The 25,553-nt window shown below is 61.5% G+C and carries 27 protein-coding genes; 21 read left to right on the top strand and 6 right to left on the bottom strand.

The window, feature by feature from the left end:
- The first annotated feature begins 85 nt into the window (after window positions 1-85).
- Both RBH20_RS10465 and RBH20_RS10460 read left to right on the top strand, forming a co-directional pair.
- Window positions 86-922: a pantoate kinase gene (locus tag RBH20_RS10465; RefSeq protein WP_306708277.1), complete on the top strand. Its 837-nt coding sequence runs from the start codon at window positions 86-88 to the stop codon at window positions 920-922.
- A gap of 61 nt (window positions 923-983) precedes the next feature.
- Window positions 984-1,712: a DUF2103 domain-containing protein gene (locus RBH20_RS10460; RefSeq protein WP_306708275.1), complete on the top strand. Its 729-nt coding sequence runs from the start codon at window positions 984-986 to the stop codon at window positions 1,710-1,712.
- Between the two features lie 256 nt (window positions 1,713-1,968).
- On the opposite strand, the gene RBH20_RS10455 is transcribed toward RBH20_RS10460, so the two are convergent.
- Window positions 1,969-2,613 (bottom strand): hypothetical protein, encoded by a 645-nt coding sequence (locus tag RBH20_RS10455; RefSeq protein ID WP_306708272.1) that lies wholly within the window; start codon window positions 2,611-2,613, stop codon window positions 1,969-1,971.
- 75 nt (window positions 2,614-2,688) lie between these two features.
- Here RBH20_RS10455 and RBH20_RS10450 point away from each other — a divergent pair, with 75 nt between their 5' ends.
- The 3 genes from RBH20_RS10450 to RBH20_RS10440 all read left to right on the top strand — a co-directional run bounded on the left by RBH20_RS10450 (window position 2,689) and on the right by RBH20_RS10440 (window position 3,517).
- On the top strand, window positions 2,689-2,997 hold the full coding sequence (locus RBH20_RS10450) for a 50S ribosomal protein L37ae (protein ID WP_004591489.1): 309 nt from the start codon (window positions 2,689-2,691) through the stop codon (window positions 2,995-2,997).
- Window positions 2,998-3,023: 26 nt separating this feature from the next.
- Window positions 3,024-3,158, top strand: coding sequence for a DNA-directed RNA polymerase subunit P (locus RBH20_RS10445; protein WP_004517024.1), 135 nt, complete (start codon window positions 3,024-3,026; stop codon window positions 3,156-3,158).
- A gap of 107 nt (window positions 3,159-3,265) precedes the next feature.
- Entirely contained in the window at window positions 3,266-3,517 is a 252-nt protein-coding gene (locus tag RBH20_RS10440) for a KEOPS complex subunit Pcc1 (RefSeq protein ID WP_306708267.1), read from the top strand.
- 45 nt (window positions 3,518-3,562) lie between these two features.
- Here RBH20_RS10440 and RBH20_RS10435 read toward each other — a convergent pair whose 3' ends face one another.
- On the bottom strand, window positions 3,563-4,165 hold the full coding sequence (locus tag RBH20_RS10435) for a metal-dependent hydrolase (protein ID WP_306708265.1): 603 nt from the start codon (window positions 4,163-4,165) through the stop codon (window positions 3,563-3,565).
- A gap of 75 nt (window positions 4,166-4,240) precedes the next feature.
- Between RBH20_RS10435 and RBH20_RS10430 the strand changes: the two genes are divergently transcribed.
- The 7 genes from RBH20_RS10430 (at window position 4,241) to RBH20_RS10400 (ending at window position 11,179) form a co-directional block, all read left to right on the top strand.
- Window positions 4,241-4,879: a hypothetical protein gene (locus tag RBH20_RS10430; RefSeq protein WP_306708264.1), complete on the top strand. Its 639-nt coding sequence runs from the start codon at window positions 4,241-4,243 to the stop codon at window positions 4,877-4,879.
- A gap of 17 nt (window positions 4,880-4,896) precedes the next feature.
- A complete protein-coding gene (locus RBH20_RS10425) occupies window positions 4,897-5,502 on the top strand; it encodes a hypothetical protein (RefSeq protein ID WP_306710426.1) in 606 nt (201 codons plus the stop codon).
- A gap of 239 nt (window positions 5,503-5,741) precedes the next feature.
- On the top strand, window positions 5,742-8,501 hold the full coding sequence (locus RBH20_RS10420) for a PAS domain S-box protein (RefSeq protein WP_306708262.1): 2,760 nt from the start codon (window positions 5,742-5,744) through the stop codon (window positions 8,499-8,501).
- Between the two features lie 159 nt (window positions 8,502-8,660).
- Window positions 8,661-9,020, top strand: coding sequence for an ArsR family transcriptional regulator (locus RBH20_RS10415; RefSeq protein ID WP_306710424.1), 360 nt, complete (start codon window positions 8,661-8,663; stop codon window positions 9,018-9,020).
- A gap of 80 nt (window positions 9,021-9,100) precedes the next feature.
- The gene (locus RBH20_RS10410; RefSeq protein WP_306708260.1) at window positions 9,101-9,862 is read left to right on the top strand and encodes an aldo/keto reductase; all 762 of its coding nucleotides are present in this window, start codon (window positions 9,101-9,103) and stop codon (window positions 9,860-9,862) included.
- Between the two features lie 170 nt (window positions 9,863-10,032).
- A complete protein-coding gene (gene hop / locus RBH20_RS10405; RefSeq protein WP_306708258.1) occupies window positions 10,033-10,863 on the top strand; it encodes a halorhodopsin in 831 nt (276 codons plus the stop codon).
- A gap of 133 nt (window positions 10,864-10,996) precedes the next feature.
- A complete protein-coding gene (locus tag RBH20_RS10400) occupies window positions 10,997-11,179 on the top strand; it encodes a hypothetical protein (RefSeq protein ID WP_306708256.1) in 183 nt (60 codons plus the stop codon).
- A 261-nt stretch (window positions 11,180-11,440) separates the two neighbouring features.
- On the opposite strand, the gene aspS is transcribed toward RBH20_RS10400, so the two are convergent.
- Entirely contained in the window at window positions 11,441-12,745 is a 1,305-nt protein-coding gene (aspS, locus tag RBH20_RS10395) for an aspartate--tRNA(Asn) ligase (RefSeq protein ID WP_058994747.1), read from the bottom strand.
- A 192-nt stretch (window positions 12,746-12,937) separates the two neighbouring features.
- Between aspS and RBH20_RS10390 the strand changes: the two genes are divergently transcribed.
- The 6 genes from RBH20_RS10390 (at window position 12,938) to RBH20_RS10365 (ending at window position 18,568) form a co-directional block, all read left to right on the top strand.
- Complete coding sequence (locus RBH20_RS10390) at window positions 12,938-13,837, top strand: ABC transporter permease (protein ID WP_306708254.1); 900 nt, start codon at window positions 12,938-12,940, stop codon at window positions 13,835-13,837.
- Window positions 13,834-14,583, top strand: a complete 750-nt coding sequence (locus RBH20_RS10385; protein ID WP_306708252.1) for an ABC transporter ATP-binding protein — start codon at window positions 13,834-13,836, stop codon at window positions 14,581-14,583. Before RBH20_RS10390 ends, RBH20_RS10385 begins: the two co-directional genes overlap by 4 nt.
- Complete coding sequence (locus tag RBH20_RS10380; protein WP_306708250.1) at window positions 14,580-15,152, top strand: hypothetical protein; 573 nt, start codon at window positions 14,580-14,582, stop codon at window positions 15,150-15,152. Before RBH20_RS10385 ends, RBH20_RS10380 begins: the two co-directional genes overlap by 4 nt.
- A 126-nt stretch (window positions 15,153-15,278) precedes the next feature.
- Window positions 15,279-15,770: an Lrp/AsnC family transcriptional regulator gene (locus RBH20_RS10375; RefSeq protein ID WP_306708248.1), complete on the top strand. Its 492-nt coding sequence runs from the start codon at window positions 15,279-15,281 to the stop codon at window positions 15,768-15,770.
- A 126-nt stretch (window positions 15,771-15,896) separates the two neighbouring features.
- Complete coding sequence (locus tag RBH20_RS10370) at window positions 15,897-16,361, top strand: NAD-binding protein (RefSeq protein ID WP_306708245.1); 465 nt, start codon at window positions 15,897-15,899, stop codon at window positions 16,359-16,361.
- A gap of 2 nt (window positions 16,362-16,363) precedes the next feature.
- Window positions 16,364-18,568, top strand: a complete 2,205-nt coding sequence (locus RBH20_RS10365) for an APC family permease (RefSeq protein ID WP_306708243.1) — start codon at window positions 16,364-16,366, stop codon at window positions 18,566-18,568.
- Here the strand turns inward: RBH20_RS10365 and RBH20_RS10360 are convergent, their stop codons facing one another.
- Window positions 18,569-19,282 (bottom strand): phosphoglycerol geranylgeranyltransferase, encoded by a 714-nt coding sequence (locus RBH20_RS10360; protein WP_306708241.1) that lies wholly within the window; start codon window positions 19,280-19,282, stop codon window positions 18,569-18,571.
- Window positions 19,283-19,436: 154 nt separating this feature from the next.
- Here RBH20_RS10360 and RBH20_RS10355 point away from each other — a divergent pair, with 154 nt between their 5' ends.
- Genes RBH20_RS10355 through RBH20_RS10345 form a run of 3 tightly spaced genes read left to right on the top strand, consistent with a single transcriptional unit; the run spans window position 19,437 to window position 20,562 of the window.
- Window positions 19,437-19,913, top strand: coding sequence for a hypothetical protein (locus tag RBH20_RS10355; RefSeq protein ID WP_306708239.1), 477 nt, complete (start codon window positions 19,437-19,439; stop codon window positions 19,911-19,913).
- Window positions 19,914-19,972: 59 nt separating this feature from the next.
- Window positions 19,973-20,374, top strand: coding sequence for a Rieske 2Fe-2S domain-containing protein (locus tag RBH20_RS10350; protein WP_306708238.1), 402 nt, complete (start codon window positions 19,973-19,975; stop codon window positions 20,372-20,374).
- Entirely contained in the window at window positions 20,371-20,562 is a 192-nt protein-coding gene (locus tag RBH20_RS10345; RefSeq protein WP_306708236.1) for a hypothetical protein, read from the top strand. The genes RBH20_RS10350 and RBH20_RS10345 overlap by 4 nt, the downstream gene beginning before the upstream one ends.
- Before the next feature lie 91 nt (window positions 20,563-20,653).
- On the opposite strand, the gene RBH20_RS10340 is transcribed toward RBH20_RS10345, so the two are convergent.
- Window positions 20,654-22,816, bottom strand: a complete 2,163-nt coding sequence (locus tag RBH20_RS10340) for a CapA family protein (protein ID WP_306708233.1) — start codon at window positions 22,814-22,816, stop codon at window positions 20,654-20,656.
- Window positions 22,817-23,001: 185 nt separating this feature from the next.
- Window positions 23,002-25,485: a DNA topoisomerase I gene (locus RBH20_RS10335; RefSeq protein WP_306708232.1), complete on the bottom strand. Its 2,484-nt coding sequence runs from the start codon at window positions 25,483-25,485 to the stop codon at window positions 23,002-23,004.
- Between the last annotated feature and the right edge of the window lie 68 nt (window positions 25,486-25,553).

Raw genomic sequence — 25,553 nt, 5'->3', positions numbered from 1 at the left:
CTGCGTGGAGCGAACGGCCGCCAGCCAGCGTGGCCGGAGCGGGCGACCACCAATCCTTAACGCCAGTGGGTCCCACGGAGAGGCAATGAGCGACGAAGCACACGCGTTCGTCCCCGGCCACATCACGGGATTTTTTACCGTTGACCGGGGCGATGACCCGATCGAGACCGGCTCTCGCGGCGGCGGGCTGGCCCTGTCTGACGGCGTTTCTGTTACCGTCAGCCGCGGGGCTGAGACCAAGGTAACGCTGAACGACGAGCCGATTGAGGTGGAGGCCGTCGAGCGAGTGCTGGACGCCCTGCGAACCACGGCGACCGTCACTGCCGAAACGCCGCTCCCGCTCGGGTCCGGCTTCGGCGTCTCCGGCGGACTGGCGCTTGGTACTGCGCTGGCGGCCAACGCCGTCTTCGGCCACGGACTCTCGTACAACGAACTGGTGACCATCGCCCATGGTGCAGAGGTCCAGTCCGGCTCGGGCCTCGGCGATGTCGTCGGACAGGCCCGCGGTGGCGTGCCGCTCCGCCTCGAACCCGGCGGACCGCAGTTCAACTACCTCGATGCCATCCCGGCTCGCAGCCGCATCGAGTACGTCACGCTCGGCGAGCTATCGACGGCGGACGTGGTCGGCGGCGACACGGAGACGTTGACGGCCGCCGGCGAGCGCGCGCTCTCGACCGTGGTCAAAGAGCCGAAACTCCCGACGTTTGTGCAGGCCGCCCGGCAGTTCTCCCGCGAGGCGAACCTGCTGACTCCGGAGGTGAAAGGCGTTATCGACGACGTGGCCGAAGCCGGCGGCGACGCCGCGATGGCGATGCTCGGTGAGACGGTGTTCGCGCTCGGGACTGGCCTCTCCGACGCCGGCTACGACGCTGCTGTCTGTGCCATCTATCCGCCGGGCGCGACCATCGAAGACGAGGGCTGAGTTTATGACTGCGTAAGATGTGAACCGTCCTCCTTATCAGCGCGGGCCCGTAGCCACAGCTATGGACTGTCGGCAGTGTGCCACGCCGCTTGACCGACCGGGCGACTACTGCCTGGTCTGTCACACTGCCAATACGGACGCTGTCGTCCTCGAACTCGACCGTGAGCGGGCGACGGTGACTTCGCTGCTGGACGGGGCAGCCGTCGGCCAGCGGACGGTGACGACGACGCCCGAGGGCGATGGGAGCGACGAAACAGTTGTCGTCGAACTCCGCAACTTCGCCGGCCTCGTCGCGGATGAGGTCCGACGTAAACGGCCCGAAGAGGTGTACGTCACGGGTGACCGCGATGTCATCGCCGCCGTCCGCCCCCAACTGCACTACGAGTTCTTCCGCGTTGAGGGCGACGACCCGGTTCAGCGAGTCATCGACCGGCAGGGCGAGCCCGCGCTCGAAGTGGTCGACGCCGCGCCGGCGGAGAAACTGGGCGGGAGCCATTCGACGCTCATCGGTGGCCGGTCGGGCCAGCGTGTCATCCAGACCGTCGCCGGCCACCCCCACGTCAAGAAAGTCATCCCTGGCCCCATCGACGCCGGCGGCGCGAGTTCGCCGACGGGCGTCCGGGCGAAGGCGACCCGCGCCGACGCCAACGGCAACGTCCGGGTACTCATCCGCGACGGCTCTAGCGTGCAGGAGAACCGCGTCGTCACGACGGCTGGCGACCGCGAACTCGGTGAACACGTCCGAGCCGACCTGAACGAGGCGCTCAAGGAAGCCGAGCTGCAGGAGTAGCCGGCCAGTAGCTCGACTATGTCTCGGTCCTAGCGGCTCAGACTTGTACTGGTTGGCCCCGCGTATACCACCAGGCGACGACCGCGACGAAACCGTTCAACACCATTGAAGCGGCGAGCAGCAACCGATTAGACAAAAGGAACCAGCCGCTACTGAATAGCAGAAAGACCGCTGCAAGCCCCCAGAACACGTCTTGGTGCGAAATATCCATACAGGGACCTGTTGGCGGTGAATAAAGAGCCGATTGGTTCCAGCGTTAGACAACTATAACGCCGGCAACGAGCACCGCGGCCACCGCGACACCGACGACACCAGTCCGGTGAACAGCCGGTAACGCTGTTCGAACGTCAAGGACCATCGGGAGCGCATGGAGTGCGGCGAGCGCCAGATAGCCAGCCGGGGCGACCAGTGGAAACTCGACGGCCCCGGCAGTCAGTAGACAGAGGCCGACAACGCCCGCACCCAGATAGCCGCGCCCGCGAGCGGGCTGGCCAGCCCCTTCGAGAACGCCACCGGTCCAGCAGTAGCCGACGGTTGTCGATGCCACCCACGCGTGCCAGAACGCCAGTTGCCCGGGCACGACACCGAGGAAGCCAGCGACGGTCAACGCCATCGCAGTGGTATTGACCGTCCCCCAGGCGAGCATCGCGTCGGAGAAGCGAACGGAGTCGGGTGCGTGCAGGACCGTCAGACCCACGAAGCCGCCGATCAAGACGACCCACAGCGCCGTGGCGAACAGCGCACCGTTAGCGCGGCCTGACCAAGTAAGGGCCTGCGTACCACCCCAGCCGACCAGTCCGGCCGCCGCGCCCGAGAGCAAGAACTCCGAGGCGGTAAGCCGCCCGCTCGTGGCTGGTGCGACCCGCTTGAGGCGACCTCGGAGTTCGTCGAACACTGCCATCGACCGACGGTTTGCCCGCCACCCCCTTGAGTTGTGTCGCCGTGGAGCCATCGGGAACCGAATCTCGAAGGCCTTATGTGGCCGCTCGGCGGACAACAGACCACTATGGCTAGCAAGAGCGGAAAGACCGGTAGCTCGGGCCGTTTCGGCGCTCGCTACGGTCGCGTGTCCCGACGCCGCGTTGCGGAGATTGAATCGGAGATGAACGAGGACCACGCCTGTCCGAACTGCGGTGAAGACCGCGTCGACCGCCAAGGCACGGGCATCTGGCAGTGCAGCTACTGTGACTACAAGTTCACCGGCGGCAGCTACAAGCCGGAGACGCCTGGCGGCAAGACTGTTCGACGCTCCATTCGGGCCGCACTGTCCGAAGACGAGGAGTAAAGGACCTTCATCCCTATCTCTCAGCTATGAGCTACAAGTGTTCACGCTGTAAGCGCGACGTGACGCTGGACGAGTACGGCGGCGTTCGCTGTCCGTACTGCGGACACCGCGTCCTGCTGAAGGAGCGGTCGCCCGACGTCAAGGAAATCAACGTCAACTGAGCCTGTCGGTGACGCGGCTGATAGTCGACGGCCGGCTGCGCCACGTTGCGAACGGCTTTTCTGGGGCAGCCCTGTGATCGATACGAGGACGTCCCATCCTGAAGAGTATGACTGCGACACATCAGACCCACCTCACCGCCGAGTATGACAGCGCTGATCGGGCTCGCGCCATCGAGCGGAGCATCCGCCCTGAAATCGACGATATTGAGGGCGACCGGACGACGGCGCGGCTCAGCCGGGATGGACGGCAAGTCGAACTCACGGTTGCGGCGGCTGACCTCGTGGCACTGCGGGCGGGTATCAACACGTGGTTGACGCTACGCGGTGTTGCTGAAGACGCTCTGGCGGGACAGAAGTAACGAAAGCAGCGCGGAAATGACCGAAAGCGACGCGACAGCGGAACGTTACTGCCGGTAGCGGTCCGGGACGTGGGCTGCAATCGATTCGGGGACATTGCCGAACACGACCGGCGCCAAGGCTGCTAGTCGACGACGGAGGAGCCCGTAGGTCGCACCGGTGAGGAGGGCCGCGGCGACGACCCACCGGAACGGCCCGTCAAGCACGACGAACAGCGGCGCACCGACAAGCACCAGCAGCCCCACGTCCGCGGGTGAACCGTCGTACAGTATCCATCGCTTCGGCGACCGCCATCGCCCGCGGACGTGGTCGTACACGGCGCGCTCGGAGGTGGCTTCCCACGGGCGGAGTTCGAGGCCGCCGCCGTACCGGTCCATCCGGCAGTGGAGGGCAGCGCCCATCAATAAGAAGGTGAGCGCAATGAGCAGCGGTGTCTGGAGGATGGCCGCGAACCCAGCAGCCGGGACAACCGCGAGCGTGTACCCGCTGGGGTAATGCAGTGTGCGCCGATGCCCCGAGTACAGGTCGAGGTCGGGCAGAACGCCACCGACGAGGCCGCCAGCAAGCGCTACCGCGGCGTGGTCTGGCGCAAGGACAAGCAGCGGTGTCGCGATGGCAAGCCCCGCTATCGCGTGCGTCGGCAGCATCATATACCACTATAACGGGCCGTAAGGGGTATAAACACGTCGCTGGGTTTATTCGCCGTCGTACCGCAGTTCAGTGCAATGAGTGATGGTTCCGGCCGTTCCGGGGGCAGTCTCGGGAATATCGACCTCGACGACACGTTCGAGAGGCTCTTCCGCGACGGGCGAACAAACGCACTCATCGCGTGGATGCTCGTCGCGGTTCTCACGGCTGTGTTCGTCGAAAGCGTCCTCGAAACCGACTACCAGTGGATACTGTTCGTCAGTGTCGTCGGCTTCGTCGTCCTCGTGCCGCCGGTGGCCTTTCGCGAGTGGCGCGTGATGCTCCCCTGGGAGCTGCTTGTTCTCGCGCTGCTTCCGGTCTTGGCTCGCGGGCTTGTCGGCGGTACCGTCGGAACGTTCGCCAGTTACCTCTCACTCGCTGCGCTGGCCTTGCTGGTAATCGTTGAGCTTCACATGTTCACCGAACTCACGCTCACGCACTGGTTCGCCATTGGGCTCGTCGTTTTGACGACGCTCGCCGCTGTGGCGGCCTGGACAGTGTTCCGGTGGAACGCTGACCGGTTTCTCGGGACGTCGTATCTCACGACCAACGAGGCGCTGATGACCGAGTGGCTGTACGTTACCCTTGCCGGACTCGCCGCGGGTGTGTTGTTCGATGGCTACTTCAGACGGCGGGACCGCCTCTGGCGCGCCATCCAGCGGACGGTGCGACGATGAGGCTGCCCCGGCCGTCGATGCGGAACCAGCAGCGGATCACCCGTGCGATGCAACTCGTCTTGCTCGGGTTGGTCGGCTACGGCATCGTCGCCGGCCAGCCGAAGCCGATCACGAACGGCGGTATGGGCCTGCTCGTCACGTTTCTCCCCGCGGTGATGCGGCGAAACTACAATCTCGCTCTTGACCCGTGGCTCGCCCTCTGGATCACGACCGCGGTGTTCCTCCATACACTCGGTTCGGCCGGACTCTACGGACAAATCGGCTGGTGGGACCACCTCACTCATGCGATGTCAGCCTCACTCATTGCTGCGTTCGGGTACACGACAGCCCGGACCATCGACCTCCATAACGATTCGATCCACATCCCCAGACGCGTCTTTTTCGTGTACATCTTCGTCGTCGTGCTTTCCTTCGGGGTGATCTGGGAACTGTTCGAGTTTGCGCTCGATATTGTTGCCACCGAAACGGGTGTCACAATGCCGCTGGCGCAACACGGCCTTGATGACACGGTCCGGGATACGATGTTCAATTCGCTCGGAGCGCTGCTGGTCGCGGCGTTCGGACAGGCACATCTCACTGATGTCGCAGAAACCCTCCGGGAGCGGCTGTTCGTTGTCGACTGATGTCAGGTGTTTCACCGGACTCATTCGACGAGATGGTAGCTAGTGAGGAGGTAGTGGCTGAACACCGTACGCCATCGGCCACGTGGTTTCTGTCCGATAGATTACGACAGAAACTGTGTGCTATCCGCAACGTTTAGCCACTGTGGTCGTTGAACGTGTGATTTCGCTGTCTGGATATCGCTGTCGCCGCCGAACAGTTATTACGCCTCAGTAAAGTGATTGAACAGCATACCAGGGTGATGATTGGAAACGACCTCGACAACATCGCGTTTGCGGGAGCGAGACAGACCGACGCTGCCAGTCGAGAAATCGAAGTCGTGTATCTCGATTCCGACGCGACGGCACGAAAACAGATACAGGAGGGGCTAACGGACCACCACGCCGACATAACCGTGACGAGCGTGGCAACGACAGATGCCGCGCTGGAAGCCGCCGCGTCGACGGATGTCTCCTGTCTCGTCCTCGACCCGACTGGGCTGGGTGATATCCCGGCTGCACTGGTGTCGAACGACCGCTATCCGGTCGTCCTTTACACGGACATCACTGCGCCGGACAGCGCTGCGACTGTCTTCGACGACGCGGAGACGGTCGTGATGAAACAGGGGGATGGACAGCCGCTGCTGCTGGCGGAGAAGATCGTCAGCGTCGTATCAGCCCCAGTCGACCGGACCGAGTCCGTACTACGGGAGTCAGTGTCTAGAATTGAATCGCGTGCTGAAGCGAACGAAATCGCTGTCCTGCTGGCGGATGATGGGACGGTACAGTGGTCGAGCGAAGCGGTTTCGGCGTTTGTCTCTGGCCTCGATGACACCTTCGAGGTCGAGGATCTCGTCGACGCCATGGCTGGGGCACTGCCCGATACACCCAGCGGTCGCCGGCAGTTACGACGACTCCGGAATTCACCCACCGAGCCGGTTGCCCTCAGGGCCCCTGGCAAGGACCACGACCAGTATCTCCTTCGGCACGGATACGAACTGCCGGACACCGCGGGTGGGCTTACGCTTGTCCTACTGCGGGACATTACCGAAACCGCTCGGCGTGACGCTCACACGGCACTGCTTGACCTCCTCGTTGAGCGGGCACAGGACGGGCTCTACACAGTCGACGAACGTGGCGTCATCGATTTCTGTAACGATTCGTTCGCGGCGACTCTCGGGTACCAGCCGGGTGAAGTGTGCGGTAAACACATTTCGGAAATCCTCGCACCTGGTGAACTTCCGAAGGGACAGGCGGCCGTCGAAGAGCTACTCGAAGCACCTGACCAAGAGAGTACGACTGTTGATCTGAGGTTCCGCCGGAAAGACGGCACCGAACGCGAGCTCTCGTTTAACCACACGCTGGCCCGCGATGAAGTCGGCAACTACAACGGAGTCATCGGCGTCGCACGGGACGTTACGGAGCGAAAGCGCCGTGAGAAAGAGTATCAGGAGATGATGGAGCGATTTGACTTTGCGCTTGAGGGTGCAGAGCTCGGCGTCTGGGACTGGAACCCGAAAACCAACGATGTCACCTTCGACGAGCGCTGGACCGGGATGCTCGGCTACGCAAGGGATGAACTGGAGCCGCACTACGAGTCGTGGGCCGATCTCGTCCATCCAGATGACCTTGACCGAGCAGAACAGGCGCTCGGGAAGCTGAAGACTGGGGAAACCGAGCTGTACCAGTGTGAATTCCGAATGCGGACGAAAGACGGGGACTGGCGATGGATTCGTGACCTCGGTAAAGTGTTCGAATGGAACGACGACGGCGAGGCGATCCGGGCTGTTGGGATCCACCAGGATATCACTGAAGAGCGGAAACGGCAGAACGCAATCGCACGACAGCGAGACGAGCTGGTAACGCTCGACCGGGTTAACGTTCTAGTTCAGGATCTCATCCGTGCGCTGGGAACGACAACAACTCAGGACGAACTCGCCGAGACAGTGTGTGACCGGATCGTTGAGTCTGAGTTGTGTGATATAGCCTGGATCGGTGAGCGATCCGGGGTCAGCGGCAGCCTCACTCCGAAGGCGGTCGCCGGCGATGACGAGGGATGTCTGGACAGCATTACCGGTGACGATCAAACCGACACGTGTCCGGGTGAAACGGCGCTTCGGACGGGAACGATTCAGACGACGACAGTCGAAAGCGGGTCCGAATCCATGTGGGAAAGTGCTGAGGCTGGTCGGGGAACCCGCTCTATTGCGGCGATTCCAATCGTTCACGGCGACATCGTCCACGGAGTCCTGTGCGTGTGTACCGACCAGTCGGATGCGTTCACCACACGTGTCGTGGAGAGTTTCGCCGTCCTCGGCGAGATGCTTGGTTTCGCGTTCATGGCTGTCCAGAACCGGCGGCTGCTCTCACATGACAAGATACTCGAACTGACTTTTGAATCGCGAAACACTGATACGCCCCTCATCTCGGTAGCGAACGCATACGGGTGCCGACTCGAGGCTGTCGGGTCCGTCAACATCGACCCGACCCATCTCCTGTACCTCTCCGTCGATGGCGGACCGGCTGATGCAGTCTCGGAGCAACTTCGCTCTCACGAGGACATTCTCGACTCGCGGGTTGTTCGCACAGATGACGACGGTGGTATTCTCGAACTGCAGGTGACAGAAACCATCCAGTCGCTCCTGCTGGATGTCGGCGCTCGCCGCCGGTCACTGGTCGCAGAGGGAGGGACGCTCTCGATAACGGTCGAGGCACCACTGGGTGCTGATTCTCGCACGATACAGGAGGCACTTGCTGTCTGTACACCTGACTTTACGCTGACGGCAAAACAGGAGTGTGAACAGGCAAACGACATACTTGACACCGAATCGGACCCGCGTGACAACCTGACTGATCGCCAGCAAGAAGTCCTTCGTACGGCCTTTCTGGCCGGGTACTACGCTTGGCCACGAGATACGAACGCTGAGCAACTTGCGGCCACGCTCGATATCGCTTCATCGACGCTCCTCCAGCATCTCCGGCGAGCAGAACGGAACCTAATTTGTGCTATTTTTGATGTTTAGTGGTGGGGGTATGGTTGTACTAATAAATCATTTACAACGTTTCTTTGCTGTTACCTAGTAGTCTAGGCGTGTGATTGATGATGCTAGGAGTCTTTAATTTAACGCGCACAAATGAGCAACCAAAGGAATGCTGGGCCGCGAAGTGACAAGTGGTGTGGGATGACGCCGTCGGACAGAACGCTGTCTACGGCGGACGTAGATGATGTGTTTGAGGTTTTGGCTGACTGGCGGCGGCGGGCCGTCTGTCACTACTTCGCGAGCGGCGACCAGACAGCCGCTGACGTTGCGGCACTAGCATCGGCAATATCGGAGCAAGGGGCCAAGAGCGCAGTCGATGCAACAGACACGTCGCCCTCGACTATCCGAACACAGCTTGAAGAGGAGCACTTGCCAGTGCTGCATCGGATCGGACTCATTGACTACGACCAGCGAAGTGGCGCAGTGAAGTACTGGGGGTCGCCTACCGTCGAAAAGTGGGCTGATCACGCAGAGGCTGTCACGCAGCGGACTGACTTCTAACGGCGCAACAGGCCGTATCTGGGGGGATACGGGCTGGCAGAGACGGGCTGTTTTTTTACCACAGCGTGCAACTGGGATGTATGGACCTTCCATCGGTCGGACTCGGTACGATGGGTATCGGGGACGAGGCGGTCGTTCGGACAGCCATCGACTGTGGCTACCGCCATCTCGACACCGCTCAAATCTACGACAACGAGAACACTGTGGGCGCGGGCATCGCCACCGCCGACACCGACCGGGCCGCTCTAACTGTCGCGACGAAGCTCTGGGTTGACGCCCTCGAAGCGACTGCTGTCCGCCCGGCAACAGAAGCGAGCCTTGACCGTCTCGGCCTCGACACTGTCGACCTGCTGTACGTCCACCGTCCCCGTGGCGACTACGACCCCGAAACGACACTGCCCGCTGTCGAGGCCGTGTGCGAGACCGGACTGACAGAGCATGTCGGACTCTCGAACTTCGACCCGGACCAGTTGGCTGTCGCGCGCGATCACCTCGACGCGATTGCTGCACATCAGGTTGAGTTCCATCCGCTGTTCTGGCGCGAATCACTGCTCGTTGACGCCCAGAAACACGACTACCCGCTGGTCGCGTACGCACCGCTGGCCGGCGGTCGCGTGTTCGAGGAGCCGACCATCGTCGACATTGCTGACCAGCATGACATGTCGCCGGCCGCCGTCAGCATCGCCTGGGTGACGAGCTACGAAAACGTCGTCACGATTCCGAAGGCGTCCTCCCGATCCCATCTCGAAGCCAACCTCGCCGCTGCCGATCTGGAACTGTCCGACGCCGAAATTGCGCGTATCGAAGCCATCGAGCGTGACGAAGAGCTGTTTCCGGAGTGAGTTGCCCGCCGCTGGACACGAGCGAGCAGGTGTGGTCTGAGACTGATTAGCGCGGCGATTCCACCCTCGCGTCCGGGACTGGTCCTGCCCTTCCGAAACCCGAATTCAACAGCGGATACCGATACCGTTTGGCTACGCGTCTTTAAGTGTGCTCTTCGTAGCCAGTATACATGACAGCTGCCAGTACCACTGCAACGACAGTGCTTCAGGCGACACAGTCAGACGTGCTCCAGGAGATACAGTCGGATTTCCTCCTGAACTCATCGATCTGGGTGAACATCGCGCTGGCGGGCGTCGTCATCCTCCTGTTCGTCGCGATGGGTCGGGATATCGAGTCGCCCCGCGCGAAACTCATCTGGGTCGCGACGATGTTGGTGCCGCTGGTCTCGATTTCCAGCTATGCCGGCCTGGCCTCCGGGCTGACGGTCGGATTTTTGCAGATGCCACCGGGCCACGCCCTCGCCGGACAGGAGGTTCTGTCACCGTGGGGCCGCTATCTGACGTGGACGTTCTCAACACCGATGATTCTCTTGGCGCTGGGCCTGCTCGCCGATACTGATATGGCATCGCTGTTCACCGCAATCACGATGGACATCGGGATGTGTGTGACCGGCCTCGCCGCCGCGCTCATCACCTCCTCGCACCTGCTACGCTGGGTGTTTTATGGCATCAGCTGTGCGTTCTTCGTCGCAGTGCTGTACGTCCTGCTCGTCCAGTGGCCGGCCGACGCAGAGGCCGCCGGGACGAGCGAGATATTCGGGACGCTCAAGATTCTAACTGTGGTGCTGTGGCTCGGCTATCCGATTCTGTGGGCGCTGGGCTCCGAGGGAGTCGCCCTGCTGAGTGTCGGCGTCACCTCGTGGGGCTACTCCGGGCTGGATATCCTCGCGAAGTACGTCTTCGCGTTCTTGCTCCTGCGCTGGGTCGCCGCCAACGAAGGCACCGTCTCAGGGTCCGGGATGAGCATCGGCTCCGGCGGCACTGCGCCCGCAGACGACTGAGCCCCGTGCCGTGACGTGAGCAGTATCCGCCCTGCTTGCGTATTCTCGGTCGTATACTGACCGCTCTCGATCTCTGCCTGCACAGTAGCAGATGCAGAAAACATAACTTATATCGTCTAATTGACTAGTCTGTATGCCCTCCCCATTCGAAAACCCGGCCATTCGCTACGGTATCCCACTGATCAGCGCCACGGTTGTCGCGGCTGTCGCGTTCCTCTTTCTTGAGGGAACGATACGGTATGTTGCACTCGGTATCGCTGTCCTCGAAGTTGTGGTCGCCCCACAGATTCTGAAGCAGGCAGCGGCAAACGCCTAGTCGGGGACAGGCCGGACTTCGGTCGTCGTGTCGTTCGATGTGTAGCCCTGCGGCTGTCTACCTCTGAAACTCCAAGTTCGGAGAACTGAATCGCTGCGAGACAGTGCGCTCGCGGGTCGTTCCTCCCCGCTCGCTTTACCGAGGTTTTTTCCCTGCGGTCAAAACCTCGCTTCCTACGGGCTCAGACGCTGCGGTCTCGCGGGAACACTGTCACTTCGCTTCGCTCGTGACAAGCTCCCGCTCGACATGGACAGCGCTGTCTCAGGGAGACAAGCGCTGCCGGTCTCGCGGGAACAGCACCGCTTCTCGGATGTTTTCTAGCCCGAGCATCGTCATGATAAGGCGCTCGCCGCCGAGGCCCCAGCCGGCGTGTGGCGGCATGCCGTACTTGAACATCTTGGTGTAGTACTCGAAGGCTTCCGGGTCCAGCCCTTGCTGTTCGAACCCTTCGACGAGGTGGTCAAAGCGGTGCTCACGCTGGCCGCCTGAGACCAGTTCCATCGACGGGTGCATCATGTCGAAGCCGGTCGAGACTTCTTCATCGTCGTCGTGGTCCTTGATGTAGAACGGCTTGATCTCGCTTGGCCAGTCGGTGATGAAGTAGTGCTCGCCGACTTCCTGTCCGAGGACGTGCTCGGCCTCCGTTGAGAGGTCGTCGCCCCACACCAGCGGCTCGTCAAGTTCGCCGGTGGCGTTGATTTTGTCGAGCGCTTCCTCGTAGGTGAGTCGCGGGAAGTCGCCCTCGGGAGCTGCGAACTCGTCTTCAAGACCGAGCGCTTCGAGTTGGTCCTGACAGTTCTCGGCGACGCCCTCGTAGGCGGACTGGACGACGTGCTCACAGGCGTCCATCGCCTCGGTGTGGTCGTAGAAGGCCGACTCAAAGTCGATAGAGGTCGCCTCGTTGAGGTGCCGTGGCGTGTTGTGCTCCTCGGCACGGAAGATCGGGCCGATTTCGAAGACACGTTCGAGGCCAGAGCCGACCATCAGCTGCTTGAACAACTGCGGGCTCTGGTTCATGAACGCTTCCTGCCCGAAGTACGTGATCGGGAACAGCTCAGTGCCGCCTTCGGTCCCCGTGGCGACAATCTTCGGCGTGTTGATCTCCGTGCAGTTGATGTCCCGGAACGCCTCGCGGACCGACCGGAGAACCTCTGCGCGGATCTCGAAGATGGCCTTCACCTCGTCCTTGCGGAGGTCGAGCGTCCGGTTGTCGAGGCGGGTCGGCAGTTCGGCGTCGACCTTGCCCGACGGGTCAAGCGGCAGTTCGGGGTCGGCCTCCGAAATCACGTCGACAGACTCCGGCGTGACTTCGACACCGGTCGGCGCGCGTGGCTCCTCTTCGACGTCGCCGGTCACCGAGATGACCGACTCGCGCTGGACGTTCAGCCCCGTTTCCACGAGGTCGTCGTCCATCTCGTCTTTCTCGAATTTGACCTGTATCTTTCCAGTGGTGTCTCGAAGGATAAGGAAGGCAATACCACCGAGGTCTCGGATCTCGTGGACCCAGCCGGCGACGGTGACCGTGTCACCCGGCGCTGCGTCCGCCGTGTAGGTTCGGTTTTCCATGGCTGTTCGTTCTTGTGGCCGTAACTTAAGAACAGTCTTTCGAGGCGAGGGCAGGGCGCTCTCAGAACACGGTTGGTCTTAAGCAGGGGCACCAGTGCCTTTCAGGCCCGACCGAAGCGATATCCCGTTTTCGTTTAAACATAGCAGCAGTTGACAGTGTGTTTTATATAATACACTTTCAAACCCGACCATATGGCCCTCCCCCGATGGTTCCCTGTTGCACGGAAAGAGGCAACCACGTTACTCAAATCGAAAGGCACCTGGATACTTGCACCCCTGCTCGTCGTCTGGGGATATAATCCCACTTACATCAGTTGGGATCTGCTTGGCCCGGACGTTACGGTCGGGTTCGTGCAGGTAGCCGGGTCGTTCCTCCTCCCACTCTGTGTGCTGTTACTGACGTATCGGTCGATTATCCAGGAGCGCACGTCAGGCAGTCTGAAATTCCTGCTGGGGTTGCCACTCACGCGGACTGACATTCTCATCGGCAAAGTCTTCGGTCGGAGCGTCGGCGCTGTGGTACCATTTGCCGTTTCAACAATTGTTCTCGGCGTGATTGGTGGTTTCAAGTTCGGGCTGTTCTCCCCGCTGCGTTTCATCGGCGTGTTTCTGGTGACGGTACTGTACATCGTTGTGCTCGTGTCGATCGCAACAGCGGCATCGGCAGTGACGACCAGCACAGTCCGTGTAACCGCCGTACTCTTCGGCGGTTTCTTTCTGCTATTGACACTTGGGTGGAAAATCATTGGTGTCCGTCTCTACTCAGCTGTGACCGGGAACGCAGTGAATCCGCTCAACCCGCCAGCCGACGGTCTCTTGTTCGCTATCCTTCGGATTTCACCGGATCGAGCGTACCGAACTGTAACGAACGGGATACTCGGGCTGGCGAACTCCGGTGACCAGTACACGTTAGTCGCCACAGTACTGTATCCCGGGCACTCGGTCAACGCGTACGTCGTTGACGCAGCCTTCAGTGGACAGCCAGTCCCAGCCTATCTCCACGAATCGATAGCTCTCGTCGTATTGCTTCTCTGGGGAGTCATCCCACTCGCACTGGCCAGCTATCGATTCAACCGAGGTGACCTCGCATGACGTCGCCGGCAATCGAGACTGATGGCCTTTCGAAACAGTACGGCGACGTTGTTGCGCTTGATGAACTGAACATGACTGTTGCACAGGGCGAGGTGTACGGCTTCCTCGGCCCGAACGGCGCCGGCAAGTCGACTACGATCAATCTGCTGATGGACTACATCAAACCAACGTCGGGGACAGCGCGCGTTCTCGGCCACGATCCATGGAACGATGTCGTTGCCTGTCATCAGCGCGTTGGTATCTGCCCCGACCGTTTCGAGACCTACGAGTCGCTGTCCGCGCGGCGGCATCTCAAACTGGTGATTGATACGAAGCGTGCGGACGACGATCCACGGGCACTGCTTGAACGCGTGGGTCTGGCCGACGCCATCGAAAGGCCCGCCGGCGAGTTCTCACAGGGGATGGAACAGCGGCTAGCACTCGCGATGAGTCTCGTCGGGGAGCCGGACCTCCTGATTCTCGATGAGCCGTTCACCGGGCTTGACCCCCACGGCGTCGCGCTGGTGCGGGATGTTGTGGAAGCGGAGTCCGAGCGTGGTGCGACGGTGTTCTTCTCCAGTCACGTTCTTGGGCAGGTCGATATAGTCTGTGACCGCGTCGGGATTCTCTATGAGGGGGATCTCATTGTGGAAGGGACCCTGCCGGCGCTCCGAGACACTTGTGACCTTTCGTCTGACGCGACAGTCGAGGATATCTTCATGAGACTGACTGACGGCTCCGCACACGCCAGAGAGGTGGATACATGAATCGCCGCCAATATCTGGCCGTGTCGACGGCGGCACTGTCCGGGCTCGCCGGCTGTCTGGGTGATACCGAGTACACTATCTCCAGCGTGGAAACCGAAGATGATTCCCACCCGCTCGCGCTTGACGTGACGGCGGTCGACCGAAACATAGCAATCGAAAGCCCCGGCCGGCTGGACATAACGCTCCGAAACACTGGGACACAGGACGTTATCATCAAGAACACCGGCACCTGGCCACTCGGGGCGTTAGAACTGACTCCAGCGGGTGAGTCAAGGATATCTGACATTCTACTGGTGACTGATGAGTATGCGGAGGCAGACACCGTCGAAATACAGCCAAACGGGGCGAGCAAAGACAATGCCCCACTCACCGGCACGCTGGCTGCTACCGAATCCATCGAGCGGCAGTATGAACTCGACGGGCGGCGGGTCTCAGCTGCCGGCACGTACACACTGCAAGGCTACTTTGATGCAGTACCCCTCTCCTACCGCACGGACGAGAACGCAGACTGGGTCGCATATCGCCCATCGGTAACTGTGACGCTCACCGAACAGTCGGTCCTCCTTTGAGACACAGCGGCGTCGGTGCCTCGAATCCGTAGCGAGTCGTCGTACTGCTGGCGCGTCACAGCCGAGACCACGCCGTCTGGGACAATATCCTGAACCTTTGTACTGGTAGCCATCAAAATAGCCGCCATGGCCGACGCGGAGTACCCTATCGACGACCTGGACCGGAACATCATCTACGCGCTCCAGCAGGATGCGAGACACACGTCAGCGAGTGAAATAGCCGAATCGCTTGATGTCTCCGCACGAACCGTTCGGAATCGCATCACGAAGCTCGAAGACGCTGGCGTCATCGCCGGCTACGATGTCGATGTCGATTACGAGGCCGCGGGGTACCAACTCCATACGCTCATCGTCTGTACAGCACCAATCCACGAGCGCGAGGAGGTCGCACAGCGGGCACTCGATGTGTCCGGGGTCGTCGCCATCCGGGAGGTCATGACCGGGGCCGACAACGTCCACGTCGAGGTGGTCGGAGCCGACGGAAACGACCTGAGCCGCATCGGCAGGGACCTCAACGATATTGGACTGGAGGTCGTTGATGAGGACCTTATTCGGAACGAGTACACCCGGCCGTTCCACCAGTTCGGGCACGACGATGCTGAGAGTGCGTCTAAATAGTATAAACTTCCGAAAGGTGCTTATATAATCATAATAGTCCGGAATCGGAACTCTTACCTAGATATTTATCGTCTTCCGGAATCAATAGGTGCGTACCGGCCGGCTCGATCCGGCTCTACGAACCCAATGATATCCCTTACCGGACTCCGCGAACGTGTGGACGACGACATCGACCCCCCGTCGGTACTGGTCATCAGCGACCGGCACGTCGGGTCTGAGGTAGTAGCGACGTTAGATCGAGGCACCGATGCCTGTCTCGTCACCGACCACGACGGTGTTGCCGGGCAAACACCCGACGACACCCGCGTGGTAGTCGGTGACGAGCGGGAGTGTGCTGTTCTCCGGGACGCTGGGGCCCAAACGACCGATATCGCACTGGTCTCGATGCAGGCGGACCGGGGGGCGTTCCTCGTGACACAACTGCTTCGGACGCAGTTCGATGTCGAAACCGTGGTCGTCGTGCTCAACGACCCGCAGCATCGACCGGCGTTCGAGTCGGTCGGCTCTGAGGTGGTCTGTGGCTCGCAGATCCTAGCGACCGAACTGGAACGCACTGTGGAAACAACGCTCCAGACGCACGAAACCGCGTAATCATGGCCAAGGATCTGGAACGCGACCTCGGACTGCTGTCAGTGGTAGCGATATCAATCGGCGCAATGGTCGGCAGTGGCATCTTCATTTTGCCGGCACTGGCGGTGAAAGACGCCGGGGCCGGCATCATCGCCGCCTACCTGCTCGCGGGCGTGCTCGTGCTCCCCGCCGCACTCAGCAAGGCCGAAATGGCGACAGCAATGCCCGAGGCCGGCGGTACGTACGTCTACATCGAGCGGTCGATGGGGCCGCTGCTTGGCACGGTCTCCGGCCTCGGCACGTGGTTTTCGCTCTCGTTCAAGGGCGCGCTCGCGCTCGTCGGCGGCGTGCCGTACCTCGTCCTTCTGTTCGACCTGCCGATCCGTCCGGTCGCGATCACGCTCGCCGTCGTTCTCGTCCTCGTCAACATCCTCGGGGCGGAACAGACCGGCCGACTCCAAATCGGTATCGTCGCGGTGATGCTCGTGGCGATCGGCTGGTTCGTCGCCGGCGGTGGTCCGGCAGTCAACACCGCGACGTACGGTGGGATGTGGGACTACGGCGTCGAGGGCATCTTCGCCGCGACCGGCCTCGTGTTCGTCTCATTCGCCGGCGTGACGAAAATCGCCTCCATCGCCGAGGAGGTCGAAGATCCGGACCGCGTTATCCCGCTTGGAATGCTCGGCTCCCTCGGTTTTACCACGCTGCTGTACGTGCTCGTTGTCGCCGTCGTCGTCGGCGTCATCCCACTTGACCAGCTCGCCGGGAGTACGACGCCGATTGCGGACGCAGCCGAGGCGACGCTTGGCACTGCTGGCGTCGCGGCCGTCGTCCTAGCGGCGATTCTGGCGCTGGTCAGTACGGCCAACGCCGGTATCCTCTCCTCGTCGCGCTACCCGTTCGCCATGAGCCGCGACGGACTCGCGCCCGACCTGTTCAGCACGATCAGCGACCGCTTTGGCACGCCGGTGACCGCCATCACGCTGACCGGCGGCGTGATGTTGCTGCTCATTCTCTTTGTTCCGATTCTGGAAATCGCGAAGCTCGCGAGCGCGTTCAAAATCCTCGTGTTCGCGCTCATCAACGTCTCGCTCATCGGCTTCCGTGAGAGCGACGCCCCCGACTACGACCCCTCCTTCGAGGTCCCACTGTACCCGTGGACGCCGATATTCGGCACCCTGACTGGCTTCGCCCTGCTGACGCAGATGGGTCTGGTTGCGATCGTCGGAGCCGTCGGCATTGTCATCGGCAGCGTCGTCTGGTATCTGGGCTACGTCCGACCACGAGTCACCAGAGAGGGCGCGATCAAAGAGTCCGTGCGCCGGAGCATCGGCGACCGCGCGCTTGACCGGACCGAGGAGACGCTCGATGAGACGGCGGGGACCTCCGTGCTTGTCGCGCTCCCCGAAGGCTCCTCGCGACAGAGCGAAGCGACACTACTGGAGGTCGGGGCCGCACTTTCGCCCGCCGGCAGCAGTCTCTCTGTCGTCCAGTTCGACGAAGTGCCCGATCAGCAGCCCCTCGATTACGCCTCCGGTGTGCAGTCTCAGGACGACCTCGAATTCGAGTGCCGGACTGATACGCTGGCGGCTGCCCTCGATGTTCCTGTCGAGTACGGCGAACTCGTCAGCCACCATCCCGAGCGGGCTGTCGCAAACGCCGTCGACGAGCAGGGCGTCGATGTGCTCTTGGTGGAACGTGGCGCATCGTTCGAGGACTCGCTGCTGGGCGACAGTATCGACCGCATCCGAAAACAGACCGACTGCGATACCATCGCCGTCGACGCACAGCCGCTCGACGCGCTGGATACGATCACGCTGGTCACGACCCGCGGCCCGTACGACCCGCTGAAAGTCCGCGTCGGGAACGCTGTCGCGACAGCGACTGGAGCCGACCTTCGGTTCCTCTACCCACTCGACGAGCGCCAGTCGTCCGAGGAACGCCAGCAACTCGAAGCGTACCACGACGACCTGCTGGACCTCTGTGACGTACCGACGGAGCGGACCTTCGTCGACCGGCACGAGCTTTCGGCAGCGATAGACGCGGCTGACAATGACAGAACGCTCCTGATCCACGCAAGCAACGGTGGGCTTTCGGCCCGTGCGTCAAACGACGACGGGACCACGCAGTCAGCAATTCAAGATAGCGACCACGCGTCAATGGAAGTAGACACGAAACGTCATCCCGGCGGCGTCGTTGGTCGGTTGCTCGAACGGCTGGCGTTCTAGCTACCGGACTGTCGCCGTCGCGTCCTTCGCGCCTTTCACCGTCTCTCGCACTGCATCAACGCCTTCGTCGTGGACGAGGTCGCCGACGACGATGGTGTCGGCGTACTGTGCCATCGTACGGGCGGACTCGTAGTCGTGGATGCCACCGCCATAGAACAGCGTCGCGTCGTCAAGGATGTCCGCGGCGGCGGCGACGATATCGGGGTCGCCGAGCATCCCCGAGTACTCCACGTAGACGATTTCCTGTCCCAGCAAGTGCTCTGCGGCTTCGGCGTAGGCGGCCACGTCGTCCGCGTTGAGATCGCAGTTGGCCTGCGTGTAGGATGCCACCGACGCTTCCGGGTTCATGACGATGTAGGCCTCGGTGAAAGTCCGCGACCAGTCGATTTCGTCGTCAATGCGTATCCACTCCTTGTGCGCGCCGGTGATCCAAGTCACGTCCCCGGCGTTCATCACGACCGGTACGAGATAGCCGTCGTGACGGTCGCTGTGGACGACAGATGCGGGGTTAGACGGCTCGATATACACAGGGATATCGTGTTTCCCGCAGGCGTCGACGACCCGCTTCATTTTCTCCTCTGTCATCCCGGTAGTCCCGCCGACTTCGATGGCATCAGTCCCCGTCGCCGCGACGTCTTCGAACGTCTCTCCATCGACCAGCGTCTTGTCGGGGTCTATCTTCACGATGTGGTCCCAGTCCGCCCAGTCGCTCATACCTGCCAGACTTGCGCGTGGCCGTATAACCGCTTCGGATACACCCATCACAGTGGGTCACGCTGACAGCCCTGCCCGGACAGCCTGACTGATGTTGGCTCCGGATATATACGTCTCCGAAGATTTATGACGACTATGTTACAATCGTCAGACGATGACAGCGGACAAACGCCGGTACGTCGTCACTGCCATCCGGGGTGTGCTCGTTCTCACGGGTGCTGTCGTGACGGTGGCAGTGCTGTACTCGTTTTCGACGATGCCGCCAGCGTCGGCATCCGACAACGGCTTCGTCCGTGGACTTTCGTATCTGTTCGGCAGCGTCTTCTTCATCCTCGCGCTGGGCGGTGCCGGGCTCGGTCTCGCCTTACCATCGCTGTTGGGTGCTGAGGACGCGCTGGCGTTTGACCACTGGCAACGCCGCTGTCTCCAGGCTTCCGGCGGCCTCTTCATCGGCGGGTTCGTCGTCGGACTGGTGACAGGACTGCTCACTGCGTTGCAGTACGGCCTTCTCCTCTGGCTGGTCGCCATCGTCCTTGCCGTGCTCGTCGTCAGTTGTGTGCTGGTCTGGCGACTGTTCGAGGTGTTTGTCACTGCGCTGGTGCGTCTCATCGCCGCGGAGACCGGCGAGTGATGGGACAGCTATACGTGCGACGGTAACGCTGATATCAGCGGCAACCTAACGCGCCAGTCGTGCAGCGATTAACGACAGTCGAGACGGTCCATGAGGACGGGTCGTGGCTGTTCACCACCGAAGACCCCTACGGGGACCTTGAAGAAGTCGTTCTCGTTCCCTGCAAAGACGGCGTCGAGGCGTGGGTGAACCGGTGTACGCACGAAGCACAGCGGTTCGACACCGGGCGGGGCGTCCCGATGCGCGGTGACCAGCTTATCTGCCCCCGACACGGGTCACTGTTCGACGCTTGTGATGGCGGCTGTGACAACGGCGACGCCGCAGGGACAACGCTCCCCAGCATCGAAATTTCGGAGACCCACGGCGACGTGTTCCTCACGGACGACGACTATACCTTCGCCCACGAGGGCGGCATTGATGACGACGACGGCCCGAGTTCCACGTCCCACCTCCAGCTGTGACCACTGGCCACAGCATTGAGCGAGACCGACTGCGAGTAGGCGTCGTTGAGTGTCCGCTCTGTGAGCGCCAGATACCTGAGCCGGTAACGCATGCGGTCGTCTACGGTGCTGTCGAGACAATCACAGCCGACAACGCGGACGCCGTCGAATGTCCGGTCTGTGACGGCGTGACGTTCATCTCCGACTGACTGCGGTTCGACGGAGCCGACACGGTTCGTCTGAATCGAGAGCATGGTACGTGTCGGTGAGCCGTGCTGTCGGCAGCCGCGTAGCCAGCTGTCACTGCTGGAGTGGGTCCCACAATATGTCTCTGTCTGACCGGCTCGCCGTGGCGAATTCGACGGTTACGGTGTCCTCTACTCGGAGGTGGTCATGCGCTCTGCTGCCGGTCTCAGCAGCAGTCCATTCAATTAACCGGATGTCGTCGAACTGAGCGGTACGTTCAGGTCCCGTTTCAGGGGGGTAGAGGCGGAAGTAGAAGCGGATATACTCGGCTTCGTCAGGCGTCTCCAGTGCCTGCTCCAGCCGCTCCCACCCTGTTGTCTGTGGCAGGTCAATCGAGACCGAATCGACTTCCGAACCGCCGACTGACTCGTACCATCGGACGAGCAGTTCGAGTCGGCTGTCTGTCTCATGCTGGTACAGCCCCAGTAGTGTTGTTGGCCCCGTGAGAGGCACACGTTCGGCTGTCGTCAGAATCGACCGCTGTGTAGACTCCGCCGTGCGGGAAAGCTGCACGCCACCGCTCCCATCGTGGCCGAACTCCGGACCGTTCGAGTCTGGACCACGACCGAACCGCCACAGAGCCCCTTCGTGCTGCTTGCTGTCTACGTCCGAATCGTCAAACGTTCCAGTTGGAAGTAGATCACGCCCGAGTTCGACAGACGATACCCCATCGACAATCCGACTCACCCATCCGGATTTACGTGTGTATATCGTTCCATTCCCTTCGAGCGTCTGGGTTTCTGTTTGTACTGCTGAGTTACTGTCAGCCCGGTACTCAAGCGTCCCATCATCGAGTGTAAACTGGTCGGAGGACAGCGTTGCGGTCTGTCGCAGTTGCCATCGCCGGGGCTTGCCAACGACTCCTTTTGGTACGTATGCCTCAATGAGGACGGGGTCGACGTACGCTCTGGCGATCCCCTCGTCGGTGACGTGGACAGTCAGGATATTAGAGGGGAACGTTGCCCAGAACTCTTGATCGAACACGAGATTCCCGAGAGACCATGCAACGAGCGCGCCGTCCCGGAGTTCAACACCGCCGGTGACGTGTGGATGGTGATTCACCACTATGTCTGCACCGGCGGCGATGGCTGCATCAGTTACTCGCTCAATCTCGTCTGTTGGTGTTCGCTGGTACTCGTTTCCGCCGTGAATCTGGACAGCGACAATATCAGCGTTCGCACTGGCTACAGCGACGTTGTCAGTAATCTGTGCCGCAGTCGCGGTCGCTACCCCAACATCGCCAGAAAACGTCAGCGACCCAGTAGCAGCCGTGTCAGGGATATCATCGCCTGTTACCGAGTGCGTCTTGGACGAGCCGTTGTCAGCCGACCAGTCGATATCGTACTGGTCACCGGTAATCGTGGCACAGGAAATGAGCCCAACAGTGAGCCCCTGTGTTTCGATGTATGTCGGGTCCCACGCCTCTTTACTCGACGCTCCTGCCCCTGAATTCCTGATGCCAGCCTCATCAAGCGCCTGTACTGTGTCGTCTAGCCCCGGCGTCAATGCGTCGAACGCGTGGTTGTTCGCGAGCGCAGCATAGTTGATTCCAGCCTGTTCCATCGCTTCAGCGGCGGCCGGGTGTGACGTGAACGTGTATGCTTTCGAGGGATGGCGCCACGAAGTCGTTGTCAGCGGCGTTTCGAGGTTCACTGACGTGATGTCGGCATCCTGAAACGGCGGCGAAATATGCTGGAGAATCGAGCGATGTGCTGCCTCGTGCTCTCCCGCCGGTATCTGGAAGTGTGGCTCAAGCGGGTCGTCATCCTCGTAGAACCGCCGACCGAACATCACATCGCCACCAAAACTGAGCGCTGCGGCTCCAGTACGTGGCGTGAGTGCTACTTGATAACTGGATCCGGGTTTGATAGCGGTTGTGTACGGAATGAAATCGGACGCGGTAACGCGCAACCAAGCCGGACCACTCAGTTCCTGAATGCCGAACTGGCCCTGCGCATCAGTGGCTCCCTCTGCCACGGCCCCGTTTCCGGAAACAACTGCAGCTATGCTTGCGTCTGCGATTGCGTCTCCGGTGAGATCAGTTACTGTTCCTTCTACCGTCCCGCCTTCGTTGCCGGAGTGGTCTGTTTGGGTGCTGTCTGTTTGAGTGCTGTCTGTGCTGGAGTCTGCCGGCAAAAAGCTACTACACCCAGCTACTCCCCCCATTGTTCCGGCTGTCGCAAGCTGGATGAACTGACGGCGTGACTTCTTTGTCATTATGGTGACTAGTTTTGGTCATGGGATAAAAGTATAGATGTATTGTCATTCGTCACAGCAGTATAGATAAGGCGTGCCGAGATCACCAAACGCCAACCGGGTCCGCTAGGATAGGTCGTCGTTGATTGCCAGAGCTAGCCGACCAATATGTAATAAACGCGAAATACACGGAAACCAGTGTCTGCCTATGCTTCCAGTTCGTCCTGCCACTCCTGGACCTGCGTGGCGCTGACACCCTGTACCTCGGTGGCGACGATGTCGGGGTCGGCATCCCGTAACGCCGCCAGCGAGTCAACGCCGGCATCACCGAGCTTTTCGGCGGTCGCCGAGCCGATGCCGTTCAGGTCTTCTAGATCTTCGATAGCGGTCCGGGCCTGATATTCCTCGTAGTTGCAGATAGGACAGCCCAGTTCCCACGGATCGTCGCTGTCGGCATCAATGACCAGCTCCGGCAGGTCGTGTTCCTCACAGAACGCCTCGGTCACGGAGATGTCGCCGTTGCGGGGCAATGGCAGCGAGTAGTCACAGTCGGGGTAGCGCGTACAGCCGACGAGGCGGGAGCCCGAGCGGAGGTGTTTGATTGCGAGGTCGCCGCCGTGCTCCGAGCCACACTCTGGACACGGCCCGATAACCTCGTCCTCGCTTTCATCGGCCTTCTCGGCCTCACAGCGGGGACAGCCGTGGACGAACGTGTCCCGACCAGCGAGCATCTTGACGTGGTGCATATCGTGCTCCTCGCAGTGCTCTTCGAGCACTTGCGGTTCGCCCGTCGACGGTAGCGGGAGTGTGTTGCGACACTCGGGGAAGCCGTCACAGCCGACGAAGTACGACCCCTGGCGCGAGCGCCGAACCAGCATGTCCTCGCCGCACTTGGGACAGAGACCGAGCGTCTTGTCGGCTTTCAGCGACTCCTGAAGGTGCTCGCCGATCTCCTCGCGGGAGTCGCGCAGTTCATCGAACACCCGCTTGAGCATCTCGCGGGACTCGTCGGCCACGTCGTCGAGCGTTGCCTCGCCGTTGGCGATGGCGGTCATGTCCGACTCTAGCTGGGCGGTCATCTCGTCGCTGACGACGTGGTCAGCGAACTCTTCGGCGGCTTCGACGACGGCCATCGCCAGCGTTGTCGGGCGGGGTGGGTCACCCTCGATGTACCCGCGGTCGTACAGTTTCTCGATGGAATTGTGGCGGGTAGATTTCGTCCCCAGTCCTTTGTCTTCCATCGTCTGGATGAGCCGGGACTGGCCGTAGCGGCGGGGCGGCTGGGTCTGCTTGGCCTCCATCCGCACCTCGGAGATGGCCAGTTCCTCGCCTTCCTCCACATCGGGGACGTGGTTCTCGCTGGCGCTGGAGTAGGGGTACACCTCGTGGTAGCCCGGTTCGACCAGGCGCTTGCCGTTGGCCTTCAGCGAGCGGCCGCCAGCGTCGGCGACGACGCGGAGGTGCTCCCATGTGGCGGCCTCGGCGACTGTCGCGAAGAAGCGCCGGACAACCAGTTCGTAGATCTCCCACTCGTCGTCCGACAGGTCGGCCTTCGGCGGAATCTCGCCCGTCGGGTGAATGGGCGGGTGGTCGGTGGTCTCCTCATCGCCCTCGGTGGCGGTGATGTCGTCCTGCTCCAGCAGGGTCTCGGCGTCCTCGCCGAAATGTCCGGCCCCAACGAACTCATCAAGGAGCGCGTCCTCTTCGAGGTCGTCCGGGTAGACCGTGTTGTCTGTTCGCGGGTAGGTGATGTAACCGGTGGTGTACAGTTCTTCGGCGATGGACATCGCCTGCTGTGCGGAGTAGCCCAGCGAACTCGCGGCGGAGATGAAGGCGGTAGTGTTGAATGGCGTCGGCGGGCTGTCGGTGCGGGTCCGGCGGCGGACACTCGTCACCGTCGCGGCGTCGACGCTCGTCAGGTCGGCGTAGGCGTCGTCGGCGTCGTCCTCAATCCAGACCCGCTCGGCCTCCTTTCCGTCGTCGTCGTAGAAGTACTGGGCCTCGAAGCCCGACCCGTTCTTCTGGAGGTCGGCGAAGATTTCCCAGTAGTCCTCGGGGTCGAAGGCCTGAATCTCACGCTCGCGGTCGACAATGAGTTTCAGCGTCGGCGATTGGACCCGGCCCACGGAGATGAAGTCGTCGCCGAGTTGCCGGGCCGACAGCGAGAGGAAGCGAGTAAGTGCTGCGCCCCACACCAGGTCGATAATCTGGCGGGCCTCGCCGGCGGCCGCCAGGTCGAAGTCGATGTCGTCGGGGTTGGCGAAGGCGTCCCGGACCTCCCGTTCGGTGATCGAGGAGAAGCGCACGCGGTCGACGGGCACGTCGGTCTCCTCGCGGATGAGCTCGTAGGCCTCCTTCCCGATGAGTTCCCCCTCGCGGTCGTAGTCAGTCGCGATGGTCGCCTCGTCAGCCTCGCGTGCCAGTTGCTTCAGCGTGGTGACGATGTTCTCTTGCGTGGGCTCTTTTGTCACGTCGGCATCGATGAGTTCGACCGGTTCCACGTCGCGCCAGTCGTTGTACTCCTCGGGGAAGTCGACGCCAACGACGTGCCCGGAGAGGCCAACGACGCGGGTGTTCCCCCACCGATAGACGTTGACGCCGTTGCGCCGATTCGCGGATGCCCCTCCTTCAGAGAGGATCTCCGCGATGCGGCGAGCGGCGTTGTCCTTCTCGGTGATAATCAGCCTCATCGGACACCACCAGTCTCTGTCATTACCCGTCGGTACGGAGTCAGTTATTCTAAAGGCTTTCGGGAAAA

The sequence above is a fragment of the Haloarcula sp. H-GB4 genome (assembly GCF_030848575.1).
In the GTDB taxonomy this organism is placed as follows: domain Archaea; phylum Halobacteriota; class Halobacteria; order Halobacteriales; family Haloarculaceae; genus Haloarcula.
This window is presented reverse-complemented; position numbering and strand designations above follow the sequence as displayed.